This is a genomic window from Caldimonas sp. KR1-144, from assembly GCF_049446155.1.
Taxonomy (GTDB): domain Bacteria; phylum Pseudomonadota; class Gammaproteobacteria; order Burkholderiales; family Burkholderiaceae_C; genus Rivibacter.
On the sequence record NZ_JBMSEE010000004.1, the window covers coordinates 344,529 to 362,488 of the forward strand.

Genomic DNA, 17,960 nt, shown 5'->3' on the forward strand with positions numbered 1-17,960 from the left:
TAGCATCGGCCCACCGCGCGAAACCCCTTGCGCCCCCTGCAACAACGCAACGAAACGTCGGCGCCGCAAGGCCTGGCCGGCGTCCCCAGTCATGGCCTCCACGAAGTCCGCCAAGCCCGCCAAAACCGCGAAGCTGCCCGCCGGCGCGAAGCAGCGCGAAATGCCGCCCAACCCGCCGACCGCGCCCAGCAAGGAACTGCACGTGTTCCCGAACCCCGCGCCCGAGCGCGACTACGTGATCCAGTTCCAGATCCCCGAGTTCACCTGCCACTGTCCGCTGACGGGTCAGCCGGACTTCGCGCACTTCACGATCGACATGATCGCGGACGATCTCTGCGTCGAGCTCAAGAGCCTGAAGATGTACATGTGGAGCTTCCGCAACGAGGGCGCGTTCCACGAGAAGGTCACCAACGACATCCTCACCAAGATCGTCCAGACCACGAAGCCGCGCTTCGCGCGCATCACCGCCAAGTGGTATGTGCGCGGCGGCATCTACACCAACGTGGTGGCCGAGCACCGCAAGAAGGGCTGGAAGCCCGAGCCGGTGGTGACGCTGCCGGCGCACGCGACCGAAACCGGGCTGCTGCGCTGATGGGCCGCGGCGCCAGCGCGGCGGAAGACTTCCTCGTCGAGTTCCACCGGCGCACGCCGAGCTGCACGCCGCTGGCCTTCGCGGATCGCGCAGCGGTGGGCGACGGGTTTGCATGGTCCTCGTCGTACGACGCCCTGGCCGAACTCGCGCGGCCCGCGGATCGCAGCATCCTCGACGTGGCCTGCGGCGACGGCTATCTGCTCGAGCGGCTTCACGCTCGCGCACCCCAGGCCGCGCTGGTCGGCATCGACATGAGCGACGGCGAGCTGGCCGCGGCGCGCGATCGCCTGGGCGAACGCGCTGAGCTGCGGCTCGAACGCGCGCAGGCCTTGTCGATGCCCGACGCATGCGTCGACCTCGCGACCTGCCACATGGCCTTCATGCTGATGGACGACGCGCCGGCCGTCGTCGCCGAGCTGCGGCGCGTGCTGCGTCCGGGCGGCCGCGTGGGCCTCGTGATCGGACGCGGCATGGCCGACACGCCGGCCGAGGCGGTCTACCTGCGTCTGCTGCGCGCCGCGTTCGCGTCGGAGGGCGTGCCGCCGCTGCGGCTGGGCGATCCGGTACTGCGCCGCGACGACGGCCTCGCGCTGCTGTTCGCCGACGGCTTCACCGATCACGCGCAATGCGACTTCGAGGTGGGCTTCGTAGGGGATGTCGCAGCGCTGTGGCGCGAGATCACGCTGAGCTACGACCTCTGGCGCCTGTCGCCGTCCGGGCGCGAGGCCTTGCGCGAGGCGGTGTGCGCCGAGTGGGCCGCGCTGGAAGCGCCGCTTTCGCTGGTCTGGCGGCTGCGCCGGTTCACGGCAACCCGCGCCCGATAATCGCCCGCATGAACCCCCTGCTCGCCCGCCTGCAGCCCTACCCCTTCGAGCGGCTGCGCACCCTCACGCAAGACGTCCAGCCCAACCCGGCCTACGCGCCCATCAGCCTGGGCATCGGCGAGCCCAAGCATCCGACGCCGGAGTTCATCAAGGCCGCGCTGAGCGCCTCGCTCGACGGCCTGGCCAGCTATCCGGCCACGGCCGGCGAACCGGCGCTGCGCCAGGCCTGCGTCGCGTGGCTGCAGCGCCGCTACGGCCTCGCGGTCGACGCGGCCACGCAGGTGCTGCCGGTCAACGGCTCGCGCGAGGCGCTGTTCGCGCTGGCGCAGACGGTGGTCGATGCCACGAAGCCCGGCGCCACCGTGGTCTGCCCGAACCCGTTCTATCAAATCTACGAAGGCGCGGCCCTGCTGGCCGGCGCCGAGGTCGCGTTCGCCAACAGCGATCCGGCGCGCAATTTCGCCGTCGACTGGTCGCAGATCGACGAGGCCACCTGGTCGCACACGCAGCTGGTCTACGTGTGCTCGCCCGGCAACCCGACCGGCGCGGTGATGCCGATCGAGGAGTGGGCGCGGCTGTTCGATCTGTCCGACCGCCACGGCTTCGTGATCGCCAGCGACGAGTGCTACTCGGAGATCTGGTTCGGCGACACGCCGCCGCTGGGCGGGCTGGAGGCCGCCGCGAAGCTGGGGCGCACGGACTATCGCCGCCTGATCACGCTGACCAGCCTGTCCAAGCGCAGCAACGTGCCGGGCCTGCGCTCGGGCTTTGTCGCCGGCGACGCGCAGATCCTGAAGAACTTCCTGCTCTACCGCACCTACCACGGCAGCGCGATGAGCCCGGCCGTGCAGCGCGCCAGCGCCGCGGCCTGGGCCGACGAGGCGCATGTCGAGGCCAATCGCGCGCTGTACCGCCAGAAGTTCGCGCGCGTGACGCCGATCCTGGCCGAGTCGCTCGACGTGGCCCTGCCCGATGCGAGCTTCTACCTCTGGGCCGGCGTGCCCGGAAGCGACGCCGAGCGCGACCAGCGCTTCGCCCGCGAACTGCTCGCTCAATACAATGTGACGGTGTTGCCCGGCAGTTTTCTCGCACGCGACGCCCATGGCACGAACCCCGGCGCGGGGCGCATCCGCATGGCACTGGTGGCCGGCGTCGACGAATGCGTCGAGGCCGCCGAGCGCATCGCCCGCTTCAGCCGCGACTTCGCGCGCGCCGTCTCCTGATTCCTTTCCCCTCTTGCAGTGACCCGACCATGAGCCTCCAGCAGATCATCGACCAGGCGTGGGAACAGCGCGCCGAGCTTTCCCCCGCCAAGGCGCCGGCCGAGGTGCGCGACGCCGTCGAGCAGGTCATCGCCGACCTCAACAAGGGCCGCCTGCGCGTCGCCGAACGCCAGGGCGTGGGCCAGTGGACGGTCAACCAGTGGGTCAAGAAGGCGGTGCTGCTGAGCTTTCGCTTGAAGGACAACAAGCCGATGCGCGCCGGCGACCTGGGCTTCTTCGACAAGGTCGACACCAAGTTCGCCCATCTCGACGAAGAGAGCATGCGCGCCACCGGCGTGCGCGTCGTGCCGCCGGCCGTGGCGCGCCGCGGCAGCTACATCGCGAAGAACTGCGTGCTGATGCCCAGCTACGTGAACATCGGCGCCTACGTCGACGAAGGCACGATGGTCGACACCTGGGCCACCGTGGGCTCGTGCGCGCAGATCGGCAAGAACGTGCACCTGTCGGGCGGCGTCGGCATCGGCGGCGTGCTCGAGCCGCTGCAGGCCAACCCGACCATCATCGAGGACAACTGCTTCATCGGCGCGCGCAGCGAGATCGTCGAGGGTGTGATCGTCGAGGAGAACTCGGTGATCTCGATGGGCGTGTACATCGGCCAGAGCACCAAGATCTACGACCGCGCCACCGGCGAGGTGATCTACGGCCGCGTCCCCGCGGGTTCGGTCGTGGTTTCCGGTAATTTGCCCAGTGCCGACGGGAAGTACTCGTTGTACTGTGCGGTGATCGTCAAGCGGGTCGATGCGCAGACCCGCGCCAAGACGAGCATCAACGAACTGCTGCGCGCCTGATCGCGGCGGCGCGGCAGGCCGCAGGATCCACGAGATCGAGGAGAGAGGAAGGGAACGATGAGCACCGGCAACATGGAACGCGTGCTTCGGCTGATGGCCGACAAGCGCGCCTCGGACGTCTACCTCTCGGCCAACGCGCCGATCCAGATCAAGATCAACGGCCAGATGCTGCAGCTGTCCGACCAGCCGCTCACGCCCGAGCAGCCGCGCCAGCTGCTGGCCGAGCTGCTCGCCCCGGCGCAGCTCGAGGAGCTGGAAGAGCTCGGCGAGCTCAACATGGGCATCGGCATCTCCGGGGTCGGCAGCTTTCGCCTGAGCGCGTTTCGCCAGCGCGGCTCGATCGCCGCGGTGTTTCGCTGCATCCCGGTCGAGATCCCGACGCTCGACTCGCTCAAGCTGCCCGAGATCCTCAACACGCTGATCCTCGAGAAGCGCGGCCTGATCCTCGTGGTCGGCGCCACCGGCACCGGCAAGAGCACCACGCTTGCCTCGATGCTGGAGCACCGCAACAAGAACATGGCGGGCCACATCCTTACCATCGAGGACCCGATCGAGTTCCTGTTCTCCAACAAGCGCGCGATCGTCAACCAGCGCGAGGTCGGCCGCGACACGCAAAGCCTGCAGATCGGCCTGAAGAACGCGCTGCGCCAGGCGCCGGACTGCATCTTCATCGGCGAGATCCGCGACCGCGAGACGATGACCGCGGCGATCTCCTATGCGCTGTCGGGCCACCTGGTGCTCTCGACGCTGCACGCCAACAACTCCTACCACGCGCTGGGCCGCATCCTGTCGTTCTACACGCCGGAATCGCGCCCGGCCCTGCTCAACGACCTCGGCGCCGCGCTCAAGGCCGTGGTCTCGCAGCGGCTGATCCGCTCCACCACCGGTGGTCGCATCCCGTCGGTCGAGGTGCTGCTCAACACCAAGCTCATCTCCGACCTGATCGCGCAGGGCGACTTCAGCGGCATCAAGGAGGCGATGGAGCAGTCGCTCGCCGAGGGTTCGCAGACCTTCGAGCAGGATCTGGCGCGCCTGATCACCGACGGCGACATCACCCGCGACGACGGCCTGGCCTTTGCCGACTCGCCGACCAATCTCATGTGGCGCCTGCAGAACGACACGAGCTCGCAGTCCAAGCTCATGCCCAAGAAGGAAGAGAAGGAAGACGGCCCGTCGTTCACCGAGATCACGCTCGAGGTGCGCCCCGACGACCGGCGCACGAACTTCGGCTCCCTGCAGTGAGCAAGGGTCGCGAACCGGGCACCGACGCCTCGCTCGCCCACATCGCGCTGCGGCTGGCCGAGCAACTGGTCTCGCGCCGCTCGGTCACGCCCGACGACGCCGGCTGCCAGGCCCTGATCGCCACGCGTCTCGAGGCGCTGGGCTTCGACTGCCGCACCATCGAAAGCGGCCCGGCCGACTTTCGCGTCACCAACCTGTGGGCCGTGCGACGCGGCAGCGCCGGCACGGCCGGGCGCCTGCTCGCCTTCGCCGGTCATACCGACGTGGTGCCCACCGGCCCCGTCGATCGCTGGTCGTCCGACCCCTTCGTGCCCACGCACCGCGACGGCCGCCTCTACGGCCGCGGCGCGGCCGACATGAAGACCTCGATCGCCTGCATGGTCGCCGCGGTCGAGGCCTTCGTCGCGGCGAAGCCGGACCACGCGGGCTCGATCGCCTTCCTGCTCACCAGCGACGAGGAAGGTCCGGCCAACGACGGCACCGTCAAGGTGGTCGAGTGGCTGCGCGCCGAGGGCGTGCGGCTCGATGCCTGCATCGTCGGCGAGCCCACCTCGGTTGAGCGCGTGGGCGACATGGTCAAGCTCGGCCGCCGCGGCTCGCTGACCGGCCGGCTCACCGTGCATGGCGTGCAGGGCCACGTGGCCTACCCGCACCTGGCCGACAACCCGATCCACCGCGTCGCCGCGCCGCTGGCCGAGCTGGCGGCCACCGAATGGGACCGCGGCAACACGCACTTCCCGCCGACCAGCTTCCAGGTCTCGAACATCCATGCCGGCACCGGCGTCGGCAACGTGATCCCAGGCGAAGCGGTGGTCGACTTCAACTTCCGCTTCTCGACGGCGAGCACCGCTGAAGGGCTCAAGCAGCGCGTGTCGGCCGTGCTCGAACGCCACGCCCTCAAGCACACGCTGCAGTGGACGCTGGGCGGCCTGCCCTTCCTCACCGAACCCGGCGAGCTGACCGACGCGGTGCGCGCGGCGATCGCCGAGGTCGCGGGCCTCGAGACCGAGCTCTCCACCACCGGCGGCACGTCCGACGGCCGCTTCATCGCGCAGATCTGTCCGCAGGTGATCGAACTCGGGCCGGTCAACGCCAGCATCCACAAGGTCGACGAGCATGTCGCGGTGGCCGACATCGGCCCCTTGGCGCGCATGTACCTCGGCGTGATGCAAAGGCTGATCGCTTGACGCTGCTCGAACTCGTCGAGGCGCAAGCCGAGCGCCTTGCGCAAGCCGGCGTCTCGTTCGGCCACGGCACGACCAATGCCTACGACGAGGCGGCGTGGCTCGTGCAGTGGTCGCTCGGCCTGCCGCTCGACGCGCTCGACGACCAGTCCGCCCGCCCGGTCAGCGCGCAAGAAAAGCGGCGTGCGCAGGCGCTCGTCGGCGAACGCATCGCGACGCGCAAGCCCGCCGCCTACCTCACGCACGAGGCCTGGCTGCAAGGCGTGCCGTTCTATGTGGACGAGCGCGCGATCGTGCCGCGCAGCTTCATCGCCGAGCTGATCGCCGACGGCAGCATCGATCCCTGGCTCAGCGACCGCGCCGAGCGCGTGCTCGACCTGTGCACCGGCAACGGCAGCCTTGCGGTGCTGGCGGCGATGGCCTGGCCCGAGGTCCGCGTCGACGCCAGCGACCTGTCGCGCGACGCGCTGGCGGTCGCGCGCATCAACGTCGAGCGCCACGGCCTGGTCGAGCGCATCACGCTGGTCGAAAGCGATGCGCTGGCCGCCACGCCGGGCCCGTACGACCTGATCCTGTGCAACCCGCCCTACGTCAACGCCGCGTCGATGGCGGCGCTGCCGCCCGAGTACCGCGCCGAGCCCGAGATGGCGCTGGGCAGCGGCCCAGACGGCATGGATTTCACGCGCCGCCTGCTGCGTGAAGCGCCCCACGCGATGACGCCGCAGTCCGTGCTCGTGATCGAGATCGGCAACGAACGCGAGCATTTCGAGCGCGCGTTTCCGCGGCTCGAAGCGGTGTGGCTGGAAACCAGCGCGGGCGCCGACCAGGTGCTGCTGCTCACGCGCGACGCGATCGTCGCGGGCAGCTGAATCGAGCCCCCACGCTCGCTGCGTTCGCTGCCCCCACGGGGGCGCAGCCGCCTTGGCGCGGTCCTGCGGCGGGCGATCAGCTCGCGGCGCCGGTCTTGTCCTCGCGCGGCGTCAGCGGCACGCCGCCGGGCGCCGGCTGCAGCCAGGATCGCTGCATCTCCATGAACTGCGAGACGGTGGCGTCCTGCACGCTGACCGCGTGGCCCTTGAGTGCGCGCAGGTCCTGCACGCTCTCGGGGCCGTGAAGCTCGGCCTCGCGGTCGCCGATCGCGATCGACAGTCGCGAGCGCAGTTCGGCCAGGCCGAGCGCCGACCAGTTGCTGACGAGAAACTCGATCTGGATCAGCGCCTTGCGCAGCACCTCGACCGGCACCTCGTCATAGGCGCGCGCGCCCGACTTGTGCAAGGCACGCTCGAAGTACGCCAGGTGCCGCGCCAGCGCGCGCGCCTGCGGATGGCGCTTCATCAGCATGCGCAGCTCGGTGCGCATCAACGCCAGGCGCCCGGCATCGAGACCCTGGCTGGCACGCGACTTGGGCGCGGGGGGCGCCGCGGCCTTCGCCTTCTTGCTCGGAGCGGCGTCGCTCGGGTCGACCAGCACGAAGCGGAAATCGAAGCCGATGCGCTGGAGCCGCACATGGTGCTTGAGCAACTGGCGCCAGCTGCGGCGCTTCGGGGCGTCGGCGGCGGGCGTGCCGCCGCGCAGGCTCGAAACGGAGCGACGGGCAGCGGGTTCGGCAGTCGAGGACCGGCGGGACATGCTCGGAAGGCGCGACGATGGTAGATGGGCGGTCGGACGACGAGGATAAACGTCGCTTGAGACGCCGAGACACGCCCTGCCACGCCTGCGCGTGACATCTGCACGATGACCGGCGCATGAAGCCCGAGGCGGCCATGCCGCTATGCTTGCGCCCCTTGCCGCGCCCGCTGCGTTGCCGCGCGGCCCCAGCCCCGATTCCATGATCCGTCTGCAAGAAGTCGTCCTGCGGCGCGGCACCAAGGTCGTGCTCGACCGCGCCAGCGTCACCCTCAACCCCGGCGAGAAGGTCGGCCTGGTCGGCCGCAACGGCGCGGGCAAGTCATCGCTGTTCGCGCTCCTGACCGGCAAGCTGCACGCCGATGCGGGCGACTTCACGATGCCGCCGCGCTGGCGGCTTGCCGAGGTCGCGCAGAACATGCCCGAGACCGCGCAGCCGGCCACCGACTTCGTGCTCGAGGGCGACACGCGCCTGATGGAGGCGCAGGCCGCGCTGGCCGCAGCCGAGGCGGCCGACGATGGCCACGCGATCGGCGAGGCGCATGCGGTGCTGGCCGAGGTCGGCGCCTTCGATGCGCGCCCGCGCGCCCAGGCGCTGATGCTGGGCCTGGGCTTCAAGAGCGCGCAGCTCGACGCACCGGTCAACAGCTTCTCCGGCGGCTGGCGCATGCGGCTGCAGCTGGCGCGCGCGCTGATGTGCCCGAGCGACCTGCTGCTGCTCGACGAACCGACCAACCACCTCGACCTCGACGCGCTGGTGTGGCTGGAAGCCTGGCTGCAGCGCTACGACGGCACCATGCTCGTGATCAGCCACGACCGCGAGTTCCTCGATGCGATCACCAAGGTCACGCTGCATCTCGACGAAGCGCAGCTGATGCGCTACGGCGGCAACTACACCGCTTTCGAGGCGATGCGCGCCGAGCGCCTCACGCAGCAGGCCGCCGCGTTCGCGCGCCAGCAGGACAAGGTGGCGCAGCTGCAGCGCTTCATCGACCGCTTCAAGGCCAAGGCCAGCAAGGCCAAGCAGGCGCAAAGCCGCGTGAAGGCGCTCGAGCGCATGGAAAAGCTCGCGCCGGTGCTGACCTCGGCCGACTTCAGCTTCGAGTTCCGCGAGCCGGAAAGCCTGCCGAATCCCATGCTGGCGATGCGGGACATGTCCTGCGGATACCGGCAGCTGGACGGCCCCGAGATCACCATCCTGCGCGGCATCAACAAATCGGTCATGCCCGGCCAACGCATCGGCATCCTCGGTGCCAACGGCCAGGGCAAATCGACGCTGGTGAAGACGCTGGCGCGCACGATGCCCGCGCTCGCGGGCAGCGTGACCGAAGGCAAGGGCTTGGCGATCGGCTACTTCGCGCAACAGGAGATGGACCTGCTCACGCCCGACAGCGGGCCGATGGAGCACATGGTGCGCCTGGCGCGCCAGGTCTCGCCGCAGGCGCGCGAGCAGGAGCTGCGCAACTTTCTCGGCCAGTTCCGCTTCAGCGGCGACATGGTCCACCAGAGCGTCGGCTCGCTGTCGGGCGGCGAGAAGGCGCGCCTGGTGCTGGCGATGATCGTCTGGCAAAAGCCCAACCTGCTGCTGCTCGACGAACCGACCAACCACCTCGACCTCACCACTCGCGAGGCGCTGTCGATGGCGCTCAACGAGTTCGAGGGCACGGTGATGCTGGTCAGCCACGATCGGGCCCTGCTGCGCGAAGTCTGCGACGAGTTCTGGCTCGTCAGCGGCGGCGGCGTGCGCGACTTCGACGGCGATCTCGACGACTACCAGCGCTGGCTGCTCGAACAGGCCAAGGAACAGGCGCGCACCTATGCGCAGGCGCAGCGCTCGATGCCCGAGCCGGTTGCTCCGGTCGCGGCGCCGGTCGCAGCGCCTGCCCCCGCTGCGCCGCAGCGGCGCGAAGATCGCAAGGCCAGCGCCCAGCAGCGCCAGCAGCTGGCCGCGCAGGCCAAGCCGCTGAAGGCCGAGCTGGCGCAGGTCGAGACGCGCATCGCGGCCGCCACCCGCGAACGCGACACGCTGGTCGAAGGGCTGGCCGACCCCGGCCTCACCCCGGCCCATCGCGCCGAACGCGGCAAGCGCATGAAGGCGCTGGAAGACGAGATCGCGCAGCTCGAAGCCCGCTGGCTGGAGCTCGGCGAAGCAATCGACGCGATCGGTGCCTGAAGCCGGGGGCCTACTCCGCCGGGATCTCGGGTTCGACCAGCTGCGCGAGCAGCGTCAGCGACTCCTGCCAACCCAGGCAGCAGGCCTCGGTCGGGATCACCGCCGGGATGCCCTCCTGCACGATGTGCACCTCGGTGCCGCAGGACACGGCCTTGAGGCTCACCGTGGTCTGCATCTCGCCGGGCAGGTTGGGATCGTCGAAGGTGGCGGTGTAGCGCAGCCGCTCGCCCGGCTTGAGCTCGACATAGCGGCCGCCGAACGAGTGGCTCTGGTCCCTGCTGAAGTTCGTGAACGACATCCGCCAGCGGCCGCCGACCTTGGCGTCCATCTCGTGGACCTGGCCGGTGAAGCCGTGCGGCGGCAGCCACTTGGCCATCGCGGCGGGCGTGATGAAGGCGCGGTAGACGCGCTCGGGCGGGCAGCGCAGGACGCGATGGAAGGTGACGGTTCCGGTGGACATTCGGCTCTCCTGGTGGCAACGAGGACGCCCCCGCACTGACGACGAACGGCCGCTTCGCGAATCGACATCGCGACATCGGGGCCGCTAGTCTCCCAACGCGACCCCGTCGCGCCGCGGGTCGGCCGCGCCGACCCATCCCGTGCCGCCCTTGCCGCGCACGATGGCCTGCACGCCGCTGGTCATCTCGAGTTCGGCGACCTCGTGGCCACGCTCGCGCAAGACCGCGGCCAGCGCCGGGTCGATGCGGCCTTTCTCCAGCTCGGTCGGGCCGTTGCGCGAGCCGAAGTTGGGCAGGTTCAGGGCCTCCTGCGCGTCGAGCTGCCAGTCGAGCACGCCGACCAGGGTCTTGGCGACGTAGCCGATGATCTGCGAGCCGCCGGGCGAACCGAGCGCGGCGACGAGCCGGCCCGTGCCGCGCTCGAACACCAGCGTCGGCGCCATCGATGAGCGCGGGCGCTTGCCCGGCTGCGCACGGTTGGCCACCGGGCGCGTGACGCCGTCGCTCGCCGGCTCGGTCGGCGCGAACGAGAAGTCGGTCAGCTCGTTGTTGAGCAGGAAGCCGCGCACCATCAGGTGCGAGCCGAACTGCGACTCGATCGAGGTCGTCATGCTGACCGCGTGGCCGTTCGCGTCGACCGCCACGATCTGAGAGGTGGCCGTGCGCAGTGGCGAACGATCCGGCGCAAAGGCCAGCTTCTCGCCGCGCGGGCTGCCCGCCGCGGCCTTGCCCATGCTGCGCTCGCCGATCAGCGCAGCGCGCTGCGCGAGGTAGGGCCTGGACACCAGGCCGGCCACGTCGACCGTCACGAAGTCCGGATCGGCGACGTAGAGCGCGCGGTCCGCAAAGGCCAGGCGCCCCGCTTCGGCCAGCAGGTGCACGGCCTGCGGCCGCGGCTGGCCGCGCTCGGGCGCCAGCGCCTCGAGCTCGCGCGGCTCCAGCACGCCCAGCATCTGTGCGACCGCGATGCCGCCCGACGATGGCGGCGGCATGCCGCACACGCGCCAGCGCCGGTAGTCGGTGCACAGCGGCTCGCGCTCCTTGGCGCGGTAGTCGCGCAGGTCGGCGATGTCGAGCCGGCCGGCGTTCGCATGCGCGCGCACCTTGACGATGATGTCGGCCGCGATCGGCCCCTCGTGCAGCGCACGCGCGCCCTCGTAGGCGATCGCGCGCAGCGTCGCCGCGTAGGCGGGGTTGCGCAGCACGCTGCCGACTGGCTTGGCGGCGCCTTCGGGCGTGAGGAAGTAGGCCGCGGCCTCGCGGTCCTCGGCCAGGCCCTTGGCCGCCGCGGCGATCTGCACGTGCAGCCGCGGCGAGATCTCGAAGCCCTGCTCCGCCACGCGGATCGCCGGCTCGAACAGCTGCGCCCACGGCAGCTTGCCGAAGCGCCGGTGCGCAAGTTCGAGCGCGCGCATCGCGCCCGGCACGCCGACCGAGCGGCCGCCGATCTGCGCGGCGCGAAACGCCAGCGGCTTGCCGTCGTCGCCGAGGAAGAGGCGTTCGTCGGCCGATGCCGGCGCGGCCTCGCGGCCGTCGATCGCATGCACGCGCTGGCCGTCCCAGACCATCAGGAAGGCACCGCCGCCCAAGCCCGAGGCCTGCGGCTCGACCAGGCCGAGCACCAGCTGCATCGCCACCGCCGCGTCGACCGCGCCGCCGCCGGCGCGCAGCATCTCGCGGCCGGCCTCGGCCGCCAGCGGGTGCGCCGCGGCGACCATCTGCCGATCGGCGCGAACGCTGCGCAGGCCTTCGCGAAAGCCGGAAGCCGCCTCGGGGGCGGCCGGCAGAGCGGCCGCCGGCGCCGGTGTCGTCGACGCTTCAGGCGGCTTGAGCGGCGGCGCCGCGCAGCCGGCGAACTGCCCTGCGGCCAGCGCCCATGCCAGCGCCGAACACCAGGCGTGAAGGCGCTTCATCGCCGCTGCCCGCTCAGAACGTGCTGCTCAGCGCATCGCGCTCGCCCAGCGCGACGACCATGTCAAGCTCGACCGAGCCGTTCTTGGGCAGCTGGGCGACGCCGACCGAGGTGCGCGTGTGGCCGCCGTTGGGCGCGAGCAGCGCGTAGAGGATCTCCGACGCGGCGTCGGCGACCTCGCTTTGCTCGGTGAAGCCCGGCGCGCTGTTGACGTAGACCGTCATGCGCAGCACGCGGCGGATGCGGTCGAGCGTGCCGACCGACTGGCGCACGATGGCCAGTGCGCGCAGCACGCAGATGCGCGCGGCGCGCTTGGCCTCTTCGATCGAGACCTCGCTGCCGACATGCCCCTGCACGGCGATCATGCCGCCGGCGCGCGGCAGCGTGCCGCTGAGCCAGAGCTTGCCGTCGTCCTCGATCGCGACCTCGTACTTGGGGATCGCGCGGATCTGGTCGGTGAACTCGACGCCGAGTTCGGTGGCCATCTTCTTGAACACGATGTCGCGGCTCATGCTTCCTCTCCTCGTTGGCGCTGCGCGGGCGTCGGCGATGATGCATCGCCTCGCGGCCTCACAGCGACCTGACCATCTCGACGTGCGGGATGCCCGCTTCCTCGAACTCGGGCCCGCGCGTGGCGAAGCCCGCGCGCACGTAGAAGCCGGCGGCCGACATCTGCGCGTGCAGCACCGCCTCGCGATCGCCCCGCTCGCGCGCGACCTTCATCAGCGCGTCGAGCACCGCGCGGCCGGCGCGGCCGCCGCGCAAGGGCTGGCGCACCGCCATGCGGCCGATCTTCGCGACGCCCGGCACGTGCTCGAGCAGGCGACCGGTGGCGATCGGCATGCCGATGCGGTTGTAGGCCACCGCGTGCACGCAGCTCTGGTCGGCGCTGTCCCACTCCATGTCGGCCGGGATGCCCTGCTCCTGCACGAACACCTCGGCGCGGATCGCGCCGGCGTCGCGGCCGAGTTCGTCCCACGAGCCGACACGCACCTCGACCATGGTCTTGCCGGCCTCGAAGGCCTCGAGCACGCTGCGCAGCTCCTGCGGGATCGGCTTGCTGGACTGCGTGGCCGGATCGGCGAACACGTAGACCAGCTCGCCGCTGACCAGCAGCTGGTCGCCGCGGAACACCGCGGTCGACAGCAGCATCGACGAAGTGCCGATGCGCGCGCAGCGCACGCCGACGTCGAGCACGTCGTCGTAGCGCGCCGAGGCCTCGTACTCGAGCGTGGCCTTGCGCACGAAGAGGTCGCCGCCGAAGTAGTGCATCGAGGCCTCGTAGGGTAGCGCCAGCGCGCGCCAGTAGTCGGCCACGGCGGTATCGAAATACATCAGGTAGTGACCGTTGAAGACGATGCGCTGCATGTCCACCTCGGCCCAGCGCACGCGCAGGCGGTGAAGGAAGCGAAAGTCGCTGCGGGGCATGGAGTCTCCTGGTTCGTTGCCCCTCACCCCTGCCCTCTCCCCCTGGCGGGGGCGAGGGTGGCCTGCCCCCTCTCCCGCGCGCGGGAGAGGCTTGGGGTGAGGGCCAAGCCGATTCTCGTCATTCGAGCGCGAACGCGCGACGCAGTGCCTGCGCCGCGGCCTGCTGCGCTTCACCGGCCTCGCGCACCGCACGGCCGAGCTTGATGAAATCGTGCGTGACGCCGCGCCAGATCTCCAGTTCCACCGCCACGCCGGCGGCGCGCAGCTTGTCGCCGTAGGCCACCGCGTTGTCGACCAGCGGATCGCATTCGGCCAGGCCGATCCAGGCCGGCGCGACGCCTTCCACGTCATCGGCGTACAGCGGCGAGAAGCGCCAGTCGCGCCGGCGGCCGGGCTCGATGTACTGGGCGAAGAACCACTCGATCGTCGGCGCGTCGAGCAGGAAGCCGTTGCCGAACATGCGCATCGACAGCGTGCCGTCGAGCACGCCGCAGCCCGGGTAGAACAGCAGCTGCAGCGCGATGGCCGGACCACCGCGCCGCGCGGCGTCGATCGCGCACACGGCGGCCAGCGTGCCGCCGGCGCTGTCGCCACCGACCGCGAGCCGGCTGGCGTCCAGGCGCAGCGTGGCGGCTTCGCGCGCCAGCCAGTGCAATGCGTCGATGCAGTCTTCCACCGCGGTCGGGAAACGGTGCTCGGGCGCGAGCCGGTAGTCGAGCGAAACCACCGCGCAGCCGCTGCGCAGCGCGAGCTGGCGGCACAGGCTGTCGTGCGTGTCGAGGCCGCCGACCGTGAAGCCGCCGCCATGCAGGTACAGCAGCACCGGCAGCCCGGCCTGCTTGGACGGTGCATACAGCCGCGCGCCGAGCGGAAAGCCGTCGCGCGCGGGGATCTGCAGGTTCTCGATGCGCGCCAGCGGCGCACGCGGCAGGTCGAGGATCTCGGCGGCGGCCAGGTAGGCCGCACGCGCCTCGGCGGGCGTGAGGGTGTAGAACGGCGCTCGCTTGGCACGGTGGATGCGCTCGAGCACACCGGCCATCTGCGGCGTCAACGTGGCCAGGCGCGTCATGCGTGCCAGGCCCGCGCGCCGATCGGGGCGGTTGCGGATGGGAACATCATGGGACGGCGAGCATACTGGCTCGCGACGCAGTCCAACCACGCTGTTCCATGGCCACGATCCTTTATCTCACGCAGATCCAGTTCGACTTCGGCGCCGTCAGGCTGCTGGCCGAAGAATGCGCGCGCATCGGCATCCGCCGCCCGCTGGTGGTCACCGATGCGGGCGTGCGCGCGGCCGGCGTGCTGCAGCGCGCGCTCGATGCATTGACGGACCTGCCGGTCGCGGTGTTCGACGGCACGCCGTCCAACCCCACCGAGGCCGCGGTGCGCGCGGCTCGCGAAGCCTGGGACGCGCACCGCGCCGACGGCCTGATCGCCGTCGGCGGCGGCTCGAGCATCGACCTCGCCAAGGGCCTGGCGATCCACGCCACGCACCCCGGCCCGCTGAAGACCTACGCGACGATCGAAGGCGGCTCGCCGAAGATCACCGCCGCGGTCGCGCCGATCATCGCGGTGCCCACGACCTCGGGCACCGGCAGCGAGGTCGCGCGCGGCGCGATCGTCATCGTCGACGACGGCCGCAAGCTCGGCTTCCACTCCTGGCACCTGATGCCCAAGGCGGCGATCTGCGACCCGGAGCTCACGCTCGGCCTGCCGCCGATGCTGACCGCCGCGACCGGCATGGACGCGATCGCGCATTGCATGGAAACCTTCATGGCGCCGCCGTTCAACCCGCCGGCCGACGGCATCGCGCTCGACGGCCTGGAGCGAGGCTGGGCCCACATCGCCCGCGCCACCCAGGATGGCAGCGACCGCGAGGCGCGCAAGCACATGATGGCCGCGTCGATGCAAGGCGCGATGGCGTTCCAGAAGGGCCTGGGCTGCGTGCACTCGCTCAGCCACAGCCTGGGCGGCGTGAACCCGAAGCTGCACCATGGCACGCTCAATGCGATGTTCCTGCCCGCGGTGATCGCCTTCAATGCGCAGGCCGACAGCGTGAAGGCGGAGCGCCGGCTCGAGCGCATGGCACGCGTGATGGGCTTGTCGTCGGCCGGCGAACTCGGCCCGGCGATCAAGGAGCTCAACGCGCGCCTGGGCCTGCCATCGGGGCTGGCGGCGATGGGCGTCGAGCGCGCCTGGTTCGACAAGGTCATCGAAGGCGCGCTCGCCGACCACTGCCACAAGACCAACCCGCGGCTGGCCAGCGCCGACGACTATCGCGAGATGCTCGAAGCGTCGATGTGAGCCGGCGCGCCGTCGTTCGACGCGACGCGCGTGCCATCGACCGAGGGCTCGGCCTCGCCGGAGCGGTAGTAGAACTCGCCCTGGAAATACGGCGCCGGCGGCGGATAGGCCGGACGCCGGTGGTAGTAGCGCCCGTCGTACGGGCGGTCGTAGTAGGGACGTGCCGGCACCACCGGCACGACATAGCAGCCGCTCAAGAGCGCCGGCAACAACAGCAGGGCCCAGCGCACGCGGCGCGGCAGCCGACGAGGATCGAGGCGTCGCATCGGCACTCCTCAGGGTCAGGGCAAGGCGCCCTGAGGCTTCAACGTGCGGCGCTCGGCGCGCGTTGAGTGAAGCAAGGTAAAGCTGACGGCGCCCGGCGCCGCGGCGCTCAATGAGCCGAGGCGTCGGAGAACAGCTGGATCACCAGCACGCCGGCCACGATGAGGCCCATGCCGACCAGCGCGCCGGCGTCCAGCCGCTGGCCGTAGACCAGCCAGCCGATCAGCGCGATCAGCGCGATGCCCACGCCGCTCCACACCGCGTAGGTCACGCCGATCGGGATGCTGCGCAGGGTCAGCGCGAGCAGGTAGAAGGCCAGGCCGTAGCCGACCACGACAACGGCCGACGGCCCCAGGCGCGAAAAGCCGTCGGAGGCCTTCAGCGCCGTCGTCGCGACGACCTCGGCGACGATCACCACCGCGAGGTACAGCCAGGGCGCGAGCGGCTTCATGCGTCGGCCTTGCGAAAGCGCGGCCGCTCAACGCCGTCGACGACGACGCGCTCGACGAACATCGCGTAGGGCCGCACCCACAGCGCGCCCTCGCCGTACAGCGGCCGGTAGACCACCAGCGGTTCGTGCGTCTCGCTGTGGCGCGCGACGCCGATCACCTCGTAGCGGCCGCCCTTGTAGTGGACGTACAGGCCCGGATCGAGCCCGGGCAACGGCGGAAGCGGATCACCAGCGGCCATGTTCGATGCTCCTCACAGCGGCTGCAGCTTCGACGCATCGGGCTTCTCGAGCCACGCCGCGAACTCGTCGGCCAGGCGTTGCGACTCGGCGACCGCGCGGCTCCAGTCGCGCACGCGCGCGGCGAGGTTCGGCCCGTAGTGCCTGAAGTCGTTGCGGTCCGGCAGCTTGGCGTTCGGCAGGCTGCGCACCCACTCGGGGTTCGGCGCCAGCACGACCACGTTGTCGAGCGACGGCGTCGCGCGATGGCGGTGCTTGAGGGCCTTGTCCAGCCAGCCCGGCACCACGGCCTTCTGGAAGTGCGGGTACAGCACCAGGCCTTCGCCGAGCGACGGGTAGCGCCAGTGCAGGTGGTAGTCGGTGATGCCGCCGTCCCAGTAGGCGCCGGGCGGCGCCCCGGGGATGTCGTGCACCGCCTTCAGCACGAACGGGATCGAGCACGAGGCCAGCAGCGCCGAGCGGAAGTTGGCCGCGTCGAGCCGCACGCGACGGTGGCGCAGGTCGCCGAGGTCCACCGGCAGCGCGTCGCCGGGCGACGAGAACACCACGCGCTCCAGCCAGGCACCCAGCGTCTTGCGGCTGACCGCATTGCTCAACACCGCGCCGAGGTAGCCCAGCGGCGTGCGCACGCGGCCCTCGCGGCCCAGGATGTGGCGCCCGCGCGAGGTGACGATGTGCAGACGATAGCGCGGATGGGCGACCACCTGCTCGACCTGGCCGTCGAAGAAGTCGTGCAGCTCGCGCTCGAACTCGCGGCTGACCTGGGCGGCGCTGGGCATGCTTCGCCCGGGCTCGATCTCGTAGTCCTGGCGGATGTAGTCGTGCGCCAGGCGCGCGAAGCCCTGCATCGGTGCGTCCATCGCTGCGGTGGCCATGCGCCATGCACCGATCGATGCGCCGACCAGGTGCACGGGGTGCGCGCTGGCGCCGAGCCAGCGGCCGAAAAGGAACTGGTCCAGTGGGTTGAGGATCAGCCCTTTGGGGCCGCCCGCCGCTGCGGCGACGACGCGCACATCCGCCGGCCGCAGGCCGTGCGACTCGATGTGACGCCGTGCCGCCGGGCCGGCGTGGATGTGCAGCGCGGACGATGAACTCATGGCCGCGATGCTAGCCGGCGCCGCAACGCGCGATCCCGGCACGACCCGCGAGTTCCTTCTGTGACGCCTCGGCACGTCTTTTGCCATGCAGCCTCAG

The 17,960-nt window shown here is 70.8% G+C and carries 19 protein-coding genes; 9 read left to right on the forward strand and 10 right to left on the reverse strand.

The features are described 5' to 3' along the window. The first annotated feature begins 160 nt into the window (after positions 1-160). From queF to prmB, 7 genes are read left to right on the forward strand one after another with little or no spacing between them, the layout of a single operon-like run. Entirely contained in the window at positions 161-592 is a 432-nt protein-coding gene (gene queF, locus ACO2TI_RS12095) for a preQ(1) synthase (RefSeq protein WP_423284749.1), read from the forward strand. Next, positions 592-1,416, forward strand: coding sequence for a class I SAM-dependent methyltransferase (locus ACO2TI_RS12100; RefSeq protein ID WP_423284627.1), 825 nt, complete (start codon positions 592-594; stop codon positions 1,414-1,416). The genes queF and ACO2TI_RS12100 overlap by 1 nt, the downstream gene beginning before the upstream one ends. Positions 1,417-1,424: 8 nt before the next feature. Further along, positions 1,425-2,639: a succinyldiaminopimelate transaminase gene (dapC, locus tag ACO2TI_RS12105; RefSeq protein WP_423284629.1), complete on the forward strand. Its 1,215-nt coding sequence runs from the start codon at positions 1,425-1,427 to the stop codon at positions 2,637-2,639. A 29-nt stretch (positions 2,640-2,668) separates the two neighbouring features. Further along, a complete protein-coding gene (gene dapD, locus ACO2TI_RS12110) occupies positions 2,669-3,487 on the forward strand; it encodes a 2,3,4,5-tetrahydropyridine-2,6-dicarboxylate N-succinyltransferase (RefSeq protein ID WP_423284630.1) in 819 nt (272 codons plus the stop codon). A gap of 57 nt (positions 3,488-3,544) precedes the next feature. Continuing rightward, positions 3,545-4,729: a PilT/PilU family type 4a pilus ATPase gene (locus tag ACO2TI_RS12115; protein ID WP_423284631.1), complete on the forward strand. Its 1,185-nt coding sequence runs from the start codon at positions 3,545-3,547 to the stop codon at positions 4,727-4,729. A gap of 41 nt (positions 4,730-4,770) precedes the next feature. Next, complete coding sequence (dapE, locus tag ACO2TI_RS12120) at positions 4,771-5,916, forward strand: succinyl-diaminopimelate desuccinylase (protein WP_423284750.1); 1,146 nt, start codon at positions 4,771-4,773, stop codon at positions 5,914-5,916. After that, positions 5,913-6,782, forward strand: a complete 870-nt coding sequence (gene prmB, locus ACO2TI_RS12125; RefSeq protein WP_423284632.1) for a 50S ribosomal protein L3 N(5)-glutamine methyltransferase — start codon at positions 5,913-5,915, stop codon at positions 6,780-6,782. The genes dapE and prmB overlap by 4 nt, the downstream gene beginning before the upstream one ends. Positions 6,783-6,858: 76 nt before the next feature. On the opposite strand, the gene ACO2TI_RS12130 is transcribed toward prmB, so the two are convergent. Beyond that, positions 6,859-7,542, reverse strand: coding sequence for a hypothetical protein (locus ACO2TI_RS12130; protein WP_423284633.1), 684 nt, complete (start codon positions 7,540-7,542; stop codon positions 6,859-6,861). A 199-nt stretch (positions 7,543-7,741) separates the two neighbouring features. Here ACO2TI_RS12130 and ACO2TI_RS12135 point away from each other — a divergent pair, with 199 nt between their 5' ends. Then, the gene (locus ACO2TI_RS12135) at positions 7,742-9,712 is read left to right on the forward strand and encodes an ABC-F family ATP-binding cassette domain-containing protein (RefSeq protein ID WP_423284634.1); all 1,971 of its coding nucleotides are present in this window, start codon (positions 7,742-7,744) and stop codon (positions 9,710-9,712) included. A 10-nt stretch (positions 9,713-9,722) separates the two neighbouring features. Here the strand turns inward: ACO2TI_RS12135 and ACO2TI_RS12140 are convergent, their stop codons facing one another. The 5 genes from ACO2TI_RS12140 to ACO2TI_RS12160 all read right to left on the reverse strand — a co-directional run bounded on the left by ACO2TI_RS12140 (position 9,723) and on the right by ACO2TI_RS12160 (position 14,579). Continuing rightward, entirely contained in the window at positions 9,723-10,172 is a 450-nt protein-coding gene (locus tag ACO2TI_RS12140) for an SRPBCC family protein (protein WP_423284635.1), read from the reverse strand. A gap of 84 nt (positions 10,173-10,256) precedes the next feature. Continuing rightward, positions 10,257-12,083: a gamma-glutamyltransferase gene (ggt, locus tag ACO2TI_RS12145; protein ID WP_423284636.1), complete on the reverse strand. Its 1,827-nt coding sequence runs from the start codon at positions 12,081-12,083 to the stop codon at positions 10,257-10,259. A 13-nt stretch (positions 12,084-12,096) separates the two neighbouring features. Then, positions 12,097-12,594, reverse strand: a complete 498-nt coding sequence (locus ACO2TI_RS12150) for a RidA family protein (RefSeq protein ID WP_423284637.1) — start codon at positions 12,592-12,594, stop codon at positions 12,097-12,099. 58 nt (positions 12,595-12,652) lie between these two features. After that, positions 12,653-13,510: a YbgC/FadM family acyl-CoA thioesterase gene (locus ACO2TI_RS12155; protein WP_423284638.1), complete on the reverse strand. Its 858-nt coding sequence runs from the start codon at positions 13,508-13,510 to the stop codon at positions 12,653-12,655. 118 nt (positions 13,511-13,628) lie between these two features. Then, on the reverse strand, positions 13,629-14,579 hold the full coding sequence (locus tag ACO2TI_RS12160; RefSeq protein ID WP_423284639.1) for an alpha/beta hydrolase: 951 nt from the start codon (positions 14,577-14,579) through the stop codon (positions 13,629-13,631). Positions 14,580-14,677: 98 nt separating this feature from the next. Between ACO2TI_RS12160 and ACO2TI_RS12165 the strand changes: the two genes are divergently transcribed. Further along, positions 14,678-15,814, forward strand: coding sequence for an iron-containing alcohol dehydrogenase (locus ACO2TI_RS12165; RefSeq protein WP_423284640.1), 1,137 nt, complete (start codon positions 14,678-14,680; stop codon positions 15,812-15,814). On the opposite strand, the gene ACO2TI_RS12170 is transcribed toward ACO2TI_RS12165, so the two are convergent. The 4 genes from ACO2TI_RS12170 to ACO2TI_RS12185 all read right to left on the reverse strand — a co-directional run bounded on the left by ACO2TI_RS12170 (position 15,784) and on the right by ACO2TI_RS12185 (position 17,863). Continuing rightward, positions 15,784-16,080 (reverse strand): hypothetical protein, encoded by a 297-nt coding sequence (locus ACO2TI_RS12170; protein WP_423284642.1) that lies wholly within the window; start codon positions 16,078-16,080, stop codon positions 15,784-15,786. The two genes, ACO2TI_RS12165 and ACO2TI_RS12170, sit on opposite strands and share 31 nt — an antisense overlap. 107 nt (positions 16,081-16,187) lie before the next feature. Then, a complete protein-coding gene (locus ACO2TI_RS12175) occupies positions 16,188-16,529 on the reverse strand; it encodes a DMT family transporter (protein ID WP_423284644.1) in 342 nt (113 codons plus the stop codon). Then, positions 16,526-16,768 carry a DUF1653 domain-containing protein gene (locus ACO2TI_RS12180; protein WP_423284645.1) on the reverse strand — a complete coding sequence of 81 codons (243 nt, stop codon included), beginning with the start codon at positions 16,766-16,768 and terminating at the stop codon, positions 16,526-16,528. The genes ACO2TI_RS12175 and ACO2TI_RS12180 overlap by 4 nt, the downstream gene beginning before the upstream one ends. A gap of 12 nt (positions 16,769-16,780) precedes the next feature. Further along, on the reverse strand, positions 16,781-17,863 hold the full coding sequence (locus ACO2TI_RS12185; protein WP_423284646.1) for a patatin-like phospholipase family protein: 1,083 nt from the start codon (positions 17,861-17,863) through the stop codon (positions 16,781-16,783). Between the last annotated feature and the right edge of the window lie 97 nt (positions 17,864-17,960).